11 protein-coding genes are annotated in these 13,121 nt (G+C 63.1%); 7 read left to right on the top strand and 4 right to left on the bottom strand.

Features of this window, described 5'->3' with window-relative positions:
* Positions 1-19 precede the first annotated feature (19 nt).
* Positions 20-382, bottom strand: coding sequence for a hypothetical protein (locus tag ACM6UT_RS14350; RefSeq protein ID WP_416798025.1), 363 nt, complete (start codon positions 380-382; stop codon positions 20-22).
* 91 nt (positions 383-473) lie between these two features.
* On the opposite strand from ACM6UT_RS14350, the gene ACM6UT_RS14355 reads away from it, so the two are divergent.
* On the top strand, positions 474-1,343 hold the full coding sequence (locus tag ACM6UT_RS14355) for a LysR family transcriptional regulator (RefSeq protein WP_416798026.1): 870 nt from the start codon (positions 474-476) through the stop codon (positions 1,341-1,343).
* Positions 1,344-1,573: 230 nt separating this feature from the next.
* Here ACM6UT_RS14355 and ACM6UT_RS14360 read toward each other — a convergent pair whose 3' ends face one another.
* Complete coding sequence (locus ACM6UT_RS14360; RefSeq protein ID WP_112689055.1) at positions 1,574-1,819, bottom strand: SMc00767 family acetate metabolism repressor; 246 nt, start codon at positions 1,817-1,819, stop codon at positions 1,574-1,576.
* A gap of 161 nt (positions 1,820-1,980) precedes the next feature.
* Positions 1,981-3,270: an isocitrate lyase gene (gene aceA / locus ACM6UT_RS14365; protein WP_416798027.1), complete on the bottom strand. Its 1,290-nt coding sequence runs from the start codon at positions 3,268-3,270 to the stop codon at positions 1,981-1,983.
* 237 nt (positions 3,271-3,507) lie between these two features.
* Between aceA and ACM6UT_RS14370 the strand changes: the two genes are divergently transcribed.
* The 5 genes from ACM6UT_RS14370 (at position 3,508) to ACM6UT_RS14390 (ending at position 9,148) form a co-directional block, all read left to right on the top strand.
* On the top strand, positions 3,508-4,932 hold the full coding sequence (locus tag ACM6UT_RS14370) for a helix-turn-helix domain-containing protein (protein WP_416798028.1): 1,425 nt from the start codon (positions 3,508-3,510) through the stop codon (positions 4,930-4,932).
* A 127-nt stretch (positions 4,933-5,059) separates the two neighbouring features.
* Positions 5,060-6,157, top strand: coding sequence for a polyamine ABC transporter substrate-binding protein (locus tag ACM6UT_RS14375; RefSeq protein ID WP_416798029.1), 1,098 nt, complete (start codon positions 5,060-5,062; stop codon positions 6,155-6,157).
* Between the two features lie 89 nt (positions 6,158-6,246).
* Positions 6,247-7,407: an ABC transporter ATP-binding protein gene (locus ACM6UT_RS14380; protein ID WP_416798030.1), complete on the top strand. Its 1,161-nt coding sequence runs from the start codon at positions 6,247-6,249 to the stop codon at positions 7,405-7,407.
* A gap of 10 nt (positions 7,408-7,417) precedes the next feature.
* Positions 7,418-8,323, top strand: coding sequence for an ABC transporter permease subunit (locus tag ACM6UT_RS14385; RefSeq protein ID WP_416798031.1), 906 nt, complete (start codon positions 7,418-7,420; stop codon positions 8,321-8,323).
* A 9-nt stretch (positions 8,324-8,332) separates the two neighbouring features.
* Positions 8,333-9,148 (top strand): ABC transporter permease, encoded by an 816-nt coding sequence (locus ACM6UT_RS14390; protein WP_416798032.1) that lies wholly within the window; start codon positions 8,333-8,335, stop codon positions 9,146-9,148.
* A gap of 9 nt (positions 9,149-9,157) precedes the next feature.
* On the opposite strand, the gene ACM6UT_RS14395 is transcribed toward ACM6UT_RS14390, so the two are convergent.
* The gene (locus tag ACM6UT_RS14395) at positions 9,158-10,975 is read right to left on the bottom strand and encodes an AsmA family protein (protein ID WP_416798033.1); all 1,818 of its coding nucleotides are present in this window, start codon (positions 10,973-10,975) and stop codon (positions 9,158-9,160) included.
* Positions 10,976-11,156: 181 nt separating this feature from the next.
* Between ACM6UT_RS14395 and ACM6UT_RS14400 the strand changes: the two genes are divergently transcribed.
* Positions 11,157-13,109: an acetoacetate--CoA ligase gene (locus tag ACM6UT_RS14400; protein ID WP_416798034.1), complete on the top strand. Its 1,953-nt coding sequence runs from the start codon at positions 11,157-11,159 to the stop codon at positions 13,107-13,109.
* Positions 13,110-13,121: the final 12 nt, after the last annotated feature.

Consider the following 13,121-nt stretch of genomic DNA (forward strand, 5'->3'; position numbering starts at 1 on the left):
GGTAGCAGTGATGAGACAGTCAAATCGCAGAGCACGCGCAATCGCCATTGCCAGGGCGCAGGATGATCGCCGCGTCCTTCTTCGGCGCACGGCCCCCCTCGGTTTTGCCGCCTGCTGCATTCTGATGGCCTTCGCCGTACTCGCCCTGTAGGCGACAGGCCATTGCCACAACGCTGCCTCCGGACGAGGCGGCTTGTTCCTCCCCGTCCGCGGCGACTGTCTCCGCCCGGCCAAACGACCGGGCGAAGATTTTGCGAGCCCTTTGCCACGGAGCCTCGCCGAAGCGCGCATAATAGGCATCCTCCTCTGCGAGCGTCGGCGGCCGTACGGCGGGCTGCGACGAGATCAGGCGGGCGAGCAGCAATCCTGCGAATTCGTACATGGATGTATCTCCTCTGGGTGAAACACATCCACTTATCTATAGCGCCAAATTTGCTTCATAAACCGACGAAAATGCATTACATTTTTCACCCATGAAAAATGCATCCTGGGACGCCTACCAGATTTTCCTGCTCGTCGCTCGGCATGGGGGCCTTTCCGGCGCGGCCGGAGAGACCGGGTTGAGTCCGGCCACCATCGGCCGGCGGATGATCGAGTTCGAGCGCCGGATCGGCCGTCCGCTCTTCGTACGCAGCCAGACCGGCTATGCCCTCACGGGCGACGGCCGGCGACTGCTGGAACAGTTGGGCGACATGGAGGCAGCGGCCCGCCGCATAGAAGCGTGGCGCGAAGAAGCCGCGGCTCCGGCACTGGTCAGGCTGGCGGCCGGGACCTGGATCGCATGGCTCGTCAGCGAGAATTTTCCGGCGCTGCTTACCGAGCGCGATCCGTTCCGTATCGATCTCCACATCGCCGAGCAACGGGCGGCCCTGGCTCACCGTGAGTGCGATATCGGCATCCGCGCCTTCGAGCCAGAGGAACTGAACCTCGCCAAAATCCCGGTCGGCACCACCGCTTACGCCCCTTACCGGGCGCGCAACACGGCAGATCACGGACCGGGCCGCTGGCTGGCGGTCGACACCGAAAACGCGATTTCCGCCTATCTGCGCTGGCCGCACCAGAACAAGGCCGAGAACATCGTAGTGACAGTCAATCGTCCGCGCTCGCTGCGCGACCTTGCGCTTGCCGGCGCGGGGATTGCCGTTCTGCCTTGCTTCGTCGGTGATCTTGAGCCGAAGCTCGAGCGAGCGGGGCCCGAGATCGCCGAACTGCGGCACCGTCAGTGGATCGTGATGAACAACGACGACCGCCACCGACGGGAGATACGAACCGTCGCCGACCGCCTGTCGCGGCTCTTGAAGGCGCATGAGGACCTCTTCTGCGGGAAACGCCCCCTGGCTTGAAGTCCCATCGTCGGGCGGCCCTTTGGCCTACTTGTCTGGTAGCGCACCAGGGCGACGGCCAGCAGATGTCGCAGTTCGCGACCGAACTCTCGCGCCGGACGGAAGCGCCTGCGAGGCCAAACCTGATCCGTCTACGGAAAAAATAAGCCCGCGCAGGTGCCCGGATTCCTCTGCCGGGGCTCGCGCGGGCAAGTTCCGGCGCCCATCGGCGCCGGTGGGGATAGTCTTCCTCAGGCGGCGTTGCGGCCCTGGGTAACGATGACCGGGATCAGCAGGTCACCCCAGTTGCCGTCGCCGCCGTGATGGCGCGCGGAGCGGACGAGCTCGACGGATACGCCGGCGTCGACGGCCTTCATGACGGATTGGTTCAGGCGGTGCAGGTCGTTTGCGACCATGCGGATCATTGCCTGTTGCTCGGCGGTCATTGCCGATGCCTGTTCTTCTGCGCGTTCCTTGACTCGGGTCTGGGGTGTCATTGCATTTCTCCTCTTATATACGGGGTTCTTGAAGCACCTCCCCCTTGAGGGGAGAGGTCGCAGCGTAGCTGCGGGTGGGGGTGAACCTTTAGCGGTTGCGAAGGTCACCCCACCCCGGCACTTGTGTGCCGACCCTCCCCCCCAAGGGGAGGGTGCGATCCTTATTCAGCCGCCGGCTTGAACTGCTCGGTTTCGGTCGATTCCTTCATCGCGGTCGTCGAGGACTGGCCGGCGGTGATGGCGAGCGAGACGGCGTCGAAGTAACCGGTGCCGACTTCGCGCTGGTGCTTGGTCGCCGTGTAGCCGTTTGCCTCGGCCGCGAATTCCGCCTGCTGTAGCTCCGAATAGGCCGCCATCTGGCGATCCTTGTAGCCACGGGCGAGCTCGAACATGCCGAAGTTCAGCTGATGGAAGCCGGCGAGCGTGATGAACTGGAACTTGTAGCCCATCGCACCCAGCTCCTTCTGGAACTTGGCGATCGTCGCGTCGTCGAGGTTCTTCTTCCAGTTGAACGACGGCGAGCAGTTGTAGGCGAGCTTCTTGCCCGGATGGGCCTTCTGCACGGCCTCTGCGAACTTGCGGGCCTGTTCGAGGTCCGGCTTGCCGGTTTCCATCCAGATCAGGTCACAGTAGGGAGCGTAAGAGATCGCACGGGCGATGCAGGGCTCGATGCCGTTCTTGACCTGGTAGAAGCCTTCCGCGGTCCGGCCGGCGTCATAGTCGACGAAGGGCTTGTCGCGCTCGTCGATGTCCGACGTCAGGAGCTTTGCGGCTTCCGCGTCGGTACGGGCGACGATCAGCGTCGGAACACCCATGACGTCGGCGGCGAGGCGGGCAGCGGTCAGGTTGCGGATGTGCGCGGCGGTCGGGATCAGAACCTTGCCGCCGAGATGGCCGCACTTCTTTTCCGATGCCAGCTGGTCCTCGAAGTGAACGCCGGCAGCGCCCGCCTCGATGAAGGCCTTCATGATCTCGAAGGCGTTGAGCGGACCGCCGAAGCCTGCTTCCGCGTCGGCAACGATCGGGGCGAACCAGGTGTCGACCGAAAGGCCCTTGCCTTCCTGGGTCTCGATCTGGTCAGCGCGCTGCAGCGTGCGGTTGATGCGGCGTGCAAGTTCCGGTGCGGCGTTCGCCGGATAGAGCGACTGGTCCGGATACATGGCGGAGGCGGTGTTGGCGTCCGCGGCGACCTGCCAGCCGGAGAGATAGATCGCCTTCAGGCCGGCGCGGACCATCTGCATGGCCTGGTTGCCGGAGAGTGCACCGAGCGCGTTGACGAAGGGTTCTTCGTTGATCAGCTTCCACAGGCGGTTCGCACCCATTTCGGCGAGCGAATACTTGATCTCGACCGACCCGCGCAGGCGCTTGACGTCTTCCGGCGCGTACGGGCGCTGGATACCGTCATAGCGGTCCTTCGGTGCGCTCGGAACGAGATTGTAAAAATCAGTCATAGCAAACTCCCTTTTGCTCCGGTGCCCAAGGAGCCCAATTTTTCGATCGGCGGCTCCTCGCTCTTGATGTGACGACATTTACAGTGCGGCGCAAAAAACGGCCAGAAAATTCGAGAAAACAACAGGATGAAAGAGGTTAGAATGTCTTGCGTTTGACAATGAGGAGCTGTAAAATTGTAAAAATAGTAAAGCTGCCCCTAGGCATCAGGACGGGCTCGTTCTGTAAAGGTATGTAAAATGGCGGAACACAAGATCTTTGCGGGCCCAAGGGTCCGGCGTATCCGTAACGGTCTCGGCCTTACCCAGACGGCCATGGCCGAGGCGCTGGAAATCTCGCCCTCCTACCTGAACCTCATCGAGCGCAACCAGCGCCCGCTGACGGTCCAACTCCTGCTGAAGCTCGCGGCCGTCTACAAGGTCGATCTCGACGAACTGCAAGGAGAGGCTGGCGGCACCGCGAGCCAGTTGCGCGAGGTCTTCGCCGATCCGCTGCTCGCCGGTGAGGTGCCGGGCGACCAAGAATTGATCGAGGTGGCGGAAGCCGCGCCAAACGCGGCTAACGGGGTGATAAAGCTCTATCGGGCCTATCGCGAGCAGGCGAGCCGTCTGAGTGATCTTGCCGAGCTTCTGGCCCGGGAGGGCCATGCGACCTCGCTTTCCGGTACGAGACTTCCGATCGACGAGGTGCGCGAGACCTTCGAAAAACGGTCGAATTTCTTCGCGCGGATCGAGGATGCGGCGGAAGCCTTTCATGCCGGGCTCGCCCTTTCGGCGGGTGATGATCTCGCCGTCGCGCTGAAGAGCTGGCTTCGCGCGAAACATGGCATCGTCGTCCGAACGCTGCCGATCCACGCGATGCCCAATCTGCGTCGGCGCTACGACCGCCATTCGATGCGGCTCTTCCTGTCCGAGCGGCTCTCGCCCTTCGATCATCTGCGTGAAATCGCCATGGAGGTCTGTCTGCTGGCGCTCGGCGAGGAAATTCTCGCCGAGCTGGAGGCGCTCTCCTTCTCGACCGGCGAGGCGAAGCGGCTCGGCCGCTTCGAGCTCGCCCGCTATGCCGCCCACGCGCTTACCATGCCTTACGGCGCCTTTCTTTCGGCTGCCCAGCGTGCCCGATATGATGTTGACGTCCTGCGCTCGCGGTTTTCGGTATCCTACGAGCAGGTGGCGAACCGGCTGACCATGCTGCAGCGTCCGGGCGCCGCAGGCATTCCCTTCTTCATGCTCGAGGTCGACAATGCCGGCCACCGTTTCCGCAAAGCGGGTGCGAACGGCTTCCCGCAGGCGAAGTTCGGTGGCGGCTGCCCGAAGCTCAACATTCACGCCGCCTTCGCCCAGCCGGCGCAAATTCTCGTCGACCACGTGGAGATGCCGGACGGCGCCGGCTTCCTGACGGTTTCGCGGACCCTCGACGGGCCGCAGGCGGGGTTCAACGAGCGGGTGCGGCGCACGGCATTGCTGCTCGGTTGCGACATCGCCTATCGCGACGAGGTGGTCTACGGGCAGGCCGTTGCCGGAGGGCTGCCGCCGGTGGCGGTGGGCACGGTGTGTCGGCTCTGCGAGAGGCAGGGCTGTCTTGCCCGCGCCGAGCCCCCGGTGACACGTCCGCTCGGCCTGGACGAAATGGTGACCGGCCTCTCCGCCTTCGACTTCCAGTAAGCGACGTCTTCTTCTCGGGGGTCACCTTTTTCCCCTTGTCGCCTGTCGATTTCCTTTCTAGTCTGCAAAAAACAAAGAATAATGAAGGGCGTTCGCCCAGCCCGGTGAATATAAGACAGGAGATATTATGATATCCGCTTTCATCCGTTTGGCGTCTGCAGCCACGGCGACGCTGCTGTTTGCGGCCGCCGCGAATGCTCAGGAACGTGTGGTCCACGTCTACAACTGGTCGGACTACATCGATGAGTCGGTGCTGGAGGAATTCACCAAGGAGACCGGCATCAAGGTCGTCTACGACGTCTTCGACAGCAACGAACTGGTCGAGACCAAGCTGCTCGCCGGCGGCTCCGGCTACGACGTTGTCGTCCCGACCGCTCCCTTCCTTGCGCGTCAGATCCAGGCCGGCGTGTTCCAGAAGCTCGACAAATCGAAGCTGCCGAACCTGAAGAACATGTGGCCGGAAGTCATGGAGCGTCTGGCCAAGTATGATCCCGGCAACGAATACGCCGTCAACTACATGTGGGGCACGACCGGTATCGGCTACAACGTCGACAAGGTGAAAGCCGCGCTCGGCGACGTGCCGGTCGACAGCTGGGACGTCCTCTTCAAGCCGGAGAATGCCGAGAAGCTGAAATCCTGCGGCATCAACATTCTCGATGCCTCGGATGAGACCTTCGCAATCGCGCTCAACTATGTCGGCAAGAACCCGGACAGCAAGGATACGGCCGAGCTCGAAGAGGGCGGCAAGGTCTACATGAACATCCGTCCGTCGGTGAAGACCTTCAACTCGTCGGCCTACATCGACGACCTTGCCAACGGCGACATCTGCATGACCATCGGTTGGTCCGGCGACGTGCTGCAGGCCAAGGCTCGCGCCGAAGAAGCGAATAACGGTGTCCACATCGAATACGTCATTCCGAAGGAAGGCACCTATATGTGGTTCGACAACCTGGCGATCCCCGCGGACGCCCAGAACGTCGAAGAAGCCCACGAGTTCATCAACTTCCTGATGAAGCCCGATGTCATCGCCAAGGCTTCCAACTACGTCCAGTATGCGAACGGCAACCTCGCCTCGCAGCCGCTCCTGGACGAAAGCGTCTTCAAGAATCCCTCCGTCTATCCCGATCCGGAGACGATGAAGAAGCTCTTCACCATCTCGCCGTATGGCCCGAAGGAACAGCGTGTCCTCAACCGGGTCTGGACACAGATAAAAACGGGCAACTGACCCACAGGCGAATTGACCGGGCGCGCATTGACGCGCCCGGTGTCGTTTTCACGGGATAATCTTTTACATTCAGGAATTTGGGTCGGGCTATGGCGAAGTCTCTGGGACCGGTAAAGCGAAAATTCTCACCATGGACCGATCCGGGGGCGGTGCCCTTCATTCGCTTCGAGAACGTCACCAAGCGCTTCGGTGACTTCACGGCGGTCAGCAATCTCAGCCTCGATATCTACGAGCGGGAGTTCTTTTCGCTCCTTGGGCCTTCGGGATGCGGCAAGACCACGCTGATGCGTATGCTCGCGGGCTTCGAAGAGCCGACCGAGGGGCGTATCCTGCTGCAGGGTAAGGATATTTCCGGCGTGCCGCCCTACCGGCGGCCGACCAACATGATGTTCCAGTCCTATGCGCTCTTCCCGCACATGACGGTTGAAAAGAACATCGCCTTCGGACTCGAGCAGGACAAGCTGCCGAAAGGCGAGATCGACGCGCGTGTCCAGGAGATGCTGAAGCTCGTCAAGCTCGAGCAGTTCGCCAAGCGCAAGCCGAACCAGCTTTCCGGCGGCCAGCGTCAGCGTGTGGCGCTTGCCCGCTCGCTCGCCAAGCGCCCGAAGGTGCTGTTGCTCGACGAGCCGCTCGGCGCGCTCGATCGCAAGCTCCGCGAGGAGACGCAGTTCGAGCTGATCGACATCCAGACGACGCTCGGCCTCACCTTCCTGATCGTCACCCATGACCAGGAAGAGGCGATGACGGTGTCCGACCGCATCGCCGTCATGGACAAGGGCGTCATCGTGCAGGTTGCGACGCCTGCCGAGATTTACGAGGCGCCGAACAGCCGCTACGTCGCCGATTTCATCGGCGACATCAACATCGTTGAAGGCACCTTCGAAGGCCGGACGAACGGCGGCCGCAACGGCAGCGAGGTGGTCAGGGTTTCCTGCGGAAGCTTCACGGCTGCGGTGGAGCAGCAATGCGACGTGGCTCCTGGCGCGAGCGTCGCTTTCGCGGTTCGCCCCGAAAAGGTACGCATCTCGCTGGACAAGCCGGCGGAGACCGCGACCAACACGCTCTACGGCGAGGTCTGGGACATCGGCTATCTCGGTGACTTTTCGGTATTCGTCGTCAAACTGGAGGACGGGCGCACCTTCCGTGCCGCGCAGGCCAACATCTCCCGTCTTGTCGACCGGCCGATCACCTATGGCGACATGGTCTGGCTGACCTGGCCGGCCGATGCCGGCCTTGTGCTGACGCGCTGAGGAGAGGGTGATGGACGGAGAGATATCGCTCCCCAAGGCAAGTCCGGCACGCTGGCTCGTCGTTCTCGTTCCATATGCATGGATGGCGCTTTTCTTTCTTGCGCCCTTCTTCATCGTCGTGAAGATCTCTCTTTCCGACACCGCGATCGCGATGCCGCCCTACCTCCCCGTGTTCGAGGGCTTTTCCGCGCTTCGCGACTTCGTCTCCCAGCTCGATTTCGAAAACTATCTCTTCCTCACCGAGGATCCGCTCTATTACAGCGCGTACCTGTCGTCGCTTCGGATCGCGGTAATTTCGACGCTGCTTCTGCTCCTGATCGGTTATCCGATCGCGCTCGGCATGGCACGGGCGTCGGTGACCATCCGCCCGACGTTGCTGATGCTCGTCATCCTGCCCTTCTGGACCTCGTTCCTGATCCGCGTCTACGCCTGGATCGGCATTCTCAAGCCGGAGGGGCTTTTGACGCTCGTGCTGCAGGCTCTCCACATCTATGGGCCGGACCAGCAGGTGCAGATCTTCCGCACCGAAACGGCGATCTTCATCGGCATCGTCTATTCCTATCTGCCCTTCATGGTACTGCCGCTCTATTCGGCGCTCGAAAAGCTCGACGGCACGCTCCTGGAGGCGGCGAGCGACCTCGGGTGCCCGCCGTGGAAGGCCTTCTGGCGCATCACTTTCCCGCTGTCGATCCCCGGCGTGATCGCCGGCTCGATGATCTGCTTCATCCCGATCACCGGCGAGTTCGTCATCCCCGATCTGCTCGGCGGCCCGAACACGCTGATGATCGGCAAGACGCTCTGGACGGAGTTCTTCGGCAACCGCGACTGGCCGCTCGCCTCGGCGGTCGCCGTGGTGCTCCTGCTGCTTCTGGTCATTCCGATCATGATCTTCCAGAACCAGCAGCAGAAGGTGTGAGGTGACGCCATGAAACCCGGCAAGTTCGACGCCACCGCCCTCACCATCGGGTTCGCCTTCCTCTATCTCCCGATCGTGATCCTTGTCATCTATTCCTTCAACGACTCGAAGCTCGTTACCGTGTGGGGCGGCTTCTCGCTCAAATGGTACGGTGCGCTCTGGCACAACCAGGCCCTCCTCGATGCCGCCTGGGTGACGATCCGCGTCGGCCTGCTCAGCGCCACGCTGGGCACCGTTCTCGGCACGCTGGCGGCGCTGGCGCTGGTGCGCTACGGCCGGTTTCCGGGACGGGTTCTGTTTTCCGGCATGGTCTACGCGCCGCTCGTCATGCCGGAGGTCATCACCGGCCTGTCGCTGCTTCTGCTGTTTGTCGCGGTCGGGCTCGATCGCGGCATGCTGACGCTGACGCTCGCCCACATCACCTTCACGATGTGCTATGTCGCGATCGTCGTGCAGTCGCGGCTGCTGACCTTCGACCGCAGCCTCGAGGAGGCCGCGCTCGATCTCGGCTGCCCACCGGTCCGGACCTTCTTCAGGATCACGCTGCCGCTCATCATGCCGGCCGTCGTCTCCGGCTGGATGCTTGCCTTCACGCTGTCGCTCGACGATCTGGTCATCTCGAGCTTCACGACCGGTCCCGGCGCGACGACCCTGCCGATCAAGATCTATTCGCAGGTTCGCCTGGGGGTCACGCCGGAGATCAACGCCGTCTGCACCATCCTCATCGGCATCGTGACGATCGGCGTCATCATCGCCTCGATCACCACCAAGCAGCGCGAATTGCAGCGTCTGCGCGACGAGCACGTCGCCGCGACCCAGGCGTGACGGCGTTCTTCAGGGAGCAGGCGACAGCACGGGATCGGGCCAGGAGCCGCCGATGAAGAAGCGAAGCGGCGGTACAGCCGTTTGCCCGGCGACGGCTGGCGGTGAGAGAACGGCTGAAAGCGCAAGCCCCTGGCTTGCATAGGGAATGATGCCGGAGAGTTGCAGGTCTTCCGAAGGCCCTTCCAGTCGTGCCTCGTCGATCGTCGCCGATCCTGCGGAGAGGTGCGCTGCGAAGACCAGTGTGTCGAAGGGCAGGTCGGCGCCGAGTGCTTCGCTGAGATGGAAGAAAGGCTTTTCACCGGCGAGGCGACGCAGTGCCGTGGTATCGACACCTCCCAGAGCGCCGGCGCTGGCCGCAAATCGTATTGTGCCGTCGATGCCGGTGTGGTCTGCCGCCCATATGGGACGGTCGGCCTTCAGCACGAGGTCGAGCGAGCCGCGACCGCTTGGCAGCGGCCCCTTCAGCGCAAGGCGTTCGGCAAGATCCGGCAGGTCCGCATCGGCGAGCGACAGTTGCAGTGTTCCGCCGCTCCTAAAACTCGGGCCGGCGCCATCGAGCCGCGCCTGCAGCCGGCCGCTTGCGAAGGTGCCGTCGGCAATGTCGAACTGAATCTTGTCGTTCGTCGCGAGCAGGCTCGCGGCGATGTTCTCGATCGTGAAGGGCGCGAGCCGCGCTTCGCCGGCCGAGAGAGACAGATCGAAATCGAGTTGGCGCGGGGGTGCCTCGCCGGCGTCGTCCTTCTCGGAAAAGGCGTCGAGCAGGCGGGTCACGTCGATCCGGTCGAAGGCGAGTGTACCGGAGAGCCGGCGCCGCCCGTGCTCCGGTGGCGACAGTTCGAGAATGCCGGTCGCATGGGCGTCGTCGACCGTGAGCTCCAACTGGTCGAACCGCAGGTCGCGGCCGGTCTTGACGAGTTCGGCGGAAACGCTGGCGGTTCGCGCGGTCTCTATGCCGGGCAGGCGCGCGCCGGTCAGCGCAGCGAGCGACTTGACGTCGGCGATGCCGGCTTTCAGTGAACCGGAAATGAGGTCGTCCCCGGCGAGACTCGCGCGCCCGTCGAAGGAGGCGGTCAGGATCGGCGAGCTCCAGGCAAGCCCGATCGATGCCTCGCGTCCGCCGAAAAACAGCAGCGGTTGCGGCGTCGAGAGATCTAGCCGGGCCTCCCGGCCACCGATCCGGAGCGTGACATAGGCGGTGAGCGCGGAGGAAAGCCGCGGCCAGGAGACGTCGGCCAGAATGCCGTCGACGACGAAAGTCCGCCGCGAGGTCTGGTCGTGGATCGCGATGCTGCCTTCCTCGACCGTCACCGATCCGACCTCCGCATCGGCGGCTGCCTCCAGCGTCTGGTGTCGGCCCTCGCGCGGACGAACGCTCTTCACCGCGCTGCTCAGGCGTCCCTCGCTCGCCCAGTCAAGCCGCCCTTGCTCGTCGCGCTCGACGAAGACGCGTGGACGCCCGAGGCGAAACTCGCGGAATTCCGGCGCGCCACGGACGGCATCGAGTAAGCCGAAAGAGGCGGAGAGCCGTTCGATTTCGGCCAGCACCTTGTCTCCCTCGGCAGTCGGTTTGCTGATCCGCACGGCGTTGAGGGTGATCCGCGGCTCGGGGAAGAAGGAGATTTCCGGCGTCCCGTCGATCCGGACGGTGTGTCCGGTCCATTCCGCCACGGCCCGTTCCATCGCCGACCGCACGAGGCTGCTCGACACGAGATAGGGAGCGGCAAGGCGGGAGACGAAATAGACCGAAAGCACCGCGACAACGACGACGAGTGTCCATTGCAGGACGCGTTCCGCCTTCCGCTTCTGCCGGCTCCTCTTCCTGCGCAAGGGTCTGCTCCGTTCGTCGGCCATGCTCGAATGTAAGCCCGTTCCAAGGTTTTGGCGATGCGGCGTCTCGACCGCCGATATCGCAAATGCCCGCAACTGGCAATTCACCCGCTTACGGCGGCCGCGATCTTTATATTGCGGTGCAAACTGCTATACAGGCAAAGGACGTGAGGAGGACGCCATGCAACAGGAAATGCCGCTTTGGTCGCCGTCTGAGGAATTCCGAAAGTCGACCCCGCTTTATCAATTCATGCAATGGTGCGGTGAACGCACGGGACGTGATTTCCGCGATTACGATGCTTTCTACGACTGGTCGATCGCGGACCGCGGCGCTTTCTGGTCGGCCGTCTGGGATTACTGCGACGTCAAGGGCGAGAAGGGGGAGCGCCCGCTCGTCGACGGCGACGACATGCTCGCAGCCCGGTTCTTTCCTGATGCCCGGCTCAATTTCGCCGAGAACCTGCTGCCTCTCGCCGGAGAAGGCGACGCCTTGGTCTTCCGTGGTGAAGACAAGGCGGAAGACCGCTGGTCCTGGGACAGGTTGCGGTCGACGGTTTCGCGTCTGCAGCAGGCCTACCGGGCTCTCGGGATCGGAGAAGGCGACCGGATCGCCGCGATGATGCCAAACATGCCGGAGACGGTGGCGCTGATGCTGGCCGCTGCGTCCATCGGGGCGATCTGGTCATCCTGTTCCCCGGATTTCGGCGAGCAGGGCGTGCTCGACCGCTTCGGCCAGATCGAACCGAAGCTCTTCATCTGCTGCGACGGATATTGGTACAACGGCAAGAAGCAGGACGTCGCCGAAAAGGTGCGGGCGGTTGCCGAGAGGCTCGGTTGCCCGGTTCTCGTCGTGCCCTATGCCGGTGACGCGGATGCGCTCGCGGCCTCCCTTCCGGACGGCAGCACGCTTGCGGGCTTCATGGCATCCTATCAGGCAAAGACCGTCGAGTACGTGCGGCTGCCGTTCTCCCATCCGCTCTATATCCTCTTTTCTTCCGGCACGACCGGTATTCCGAAATGCATCGTGCATTCCTCCGGCGGGACGCTCCTGCAGCACCTGAAGGAGCAGCGCTTCCATTGCGGTCTCCGTACCGGCGATAAGTTCTTCTACTTCACCACCTGCGGCTGGATGATGTGGAACTGGCTCGTTTCCGGCCTCGCGTCGGGCGCCACCCTCTGCCTCTACGACGGTTCTCCTTTCTATCCTGACGGCAATGTTCTCTTCGACTACGCGCAGGCAGAGAAATTCGCGATCTTCGGCACGTCCGCCAAATACATCGATGCTGTGCGCAAGGGAGGCTTCACGCCGAAGAGCACCCACGACCTGTCGTCGCTGCGGCTGATGACCTCGACCGGGTCGCCGCTTTCGCCGGAGGGCTTCTCCTTTGTCTACGAGGGCATCAAGTCCGATATCCACCTCGCCTCGATCTCCGGCGGCACCGACATCGTCTCCTGCTTCGTTCTCGGCAACCCGCTGAAACCCGTCTGGCGCGGTGAAATCCAGGGCCCCGGGCTCGGCCTCGCCGTCGACGTCTGGGACGACGAGGGCCAGCCGGTGCGCGGCGAGAAGGGCGAACTGGTCTGCACCAAGGCGTTCCCGTCGATGCCGGTCATGTTCTGGAACGATCCGGAGGGGGCGAAATATCGCGCGGCTTATTTCGAGCGTTTCGACAATGTCTGGTGCCATGGCGATTTCGCCGAATGGACGAGCCATGACGGCATCATCATTCACGGGCGTTCGGACGCCACGCTCAACCCGGGTGGCGTGCGCATCGGCACGGCCGAGATCTACAATCAGGTCGAACAGCTGGACGAGGTGGTCGAGGCGCTTTGCATCGGACAGGACTGGGAAGACGACGTGCGTGTCGTGCTGTTCCTCAGGCTCTCGGCCGGCATCAGTCTCGACGACGACCTGGTGAAGAAGGTGAAGAACCGCATCCGCACCGGTGCTTCGCCGCGGCATGTACCGGCCAAGGTGATCGCGGTGTCCGACATCCCGCGGACGAAATCCGGCAAGATCGTCGAGCTCGCCGTCCGTGACGTCGTGCATGGCCGGGTGGTGAAGAACAAGGAGGCGCTCGCCAATCCGGAAGCGCTCGACCTCTTCGCCGATCTCGCGGAGCTGAAGTCCTGATCGCTTTTGGCA

It is taken from the genome of Ciceribacter azotifigens, assembly GCF_048159625.1.
Taxonomy (GTDB): domain Bacteria; phylum Pseudomonadota; class Alphaproteobacteria; order Rhizobiales; family Rhizobiaceae; genus Allorhizobium; species Allorhizobium azotifigens.

Excerpts from the sequence above, each read along its gene's own strand:
- ACM6UT_RS14350 (WP_416798025.1), bottom strand. The coding sequence starts at position 382 with ATGTACGAATTCGCAGGATTGCTGCTCGCCCGCCTGATCTCGTCGCAG.
- ACM6UT_RS14355 (WP_416798026.1), top strand. The coding sequence starts at position 474 with ATGAAAAATGCATCCTGGGACGCCTACCAGATTTTCCTGCTCGTCGCT.
- ACM6UT_RS14360 (WP_112689055.1), bottom strand. The coding sequence starts at position 1,819 with ATGACACCCCAGACCCGAGTCAAGGAACGCGCAGAAGAACAGGCATCG.
- aceA (WP_416798027.1), bottom strand. The coding sequence starts at position 3,270 with ATGACTGATTTTTACAATCTCGTTCCGAGCGCACCGAAGGACCGCTAT.
- ACM6UT_RS14370 (WP_416798028.1), top strand. The coding sequence starts at position 3,508 with ATGGCGGAACACAAGATCTTTGCGGGCCCAAGGGTCCGGCGTATCCGT.
- ACM6UT_RS14375 (WP_416798029.1), top strand. The coding sequence starts at position 5,060 with ATGATATCCGCTTTCATCCGTTTGGCGTCTGCAGCCACGGCGACGCTG.
- ACM6UT_RS14380 (WP_416798030.1), top strand. The coding sequence starts at position 6,247 with ATGGCGAAGTCTCTGGGACCGGTAAAGCGAAAATTCTCACCATGGACC.
- ACM6UT_RS14385 (WP_416798031.1), top strand. The coding sequence starts at position 7,418 with ATGGACGGAGAGATATCGCTCCCCAAGGCAAGTCCGGCACGCTGGCTC.
- ACM6UT_RS14390 (WP_416798032.1), top strand. The coding sequence starts at position 8,333 with ATGAAACCCGGCAAGTTCGACGCCACCGCCCTCACCATCGGGTTCGCC.
- ACM6UT_RS14400 (WP_416798034.1), top strand. The coding sequence starts at position 11,157 with ATGCAACAGGAAATGCCGCTTTGGTCGCCGTCTGAGGAATTCCGAAAG.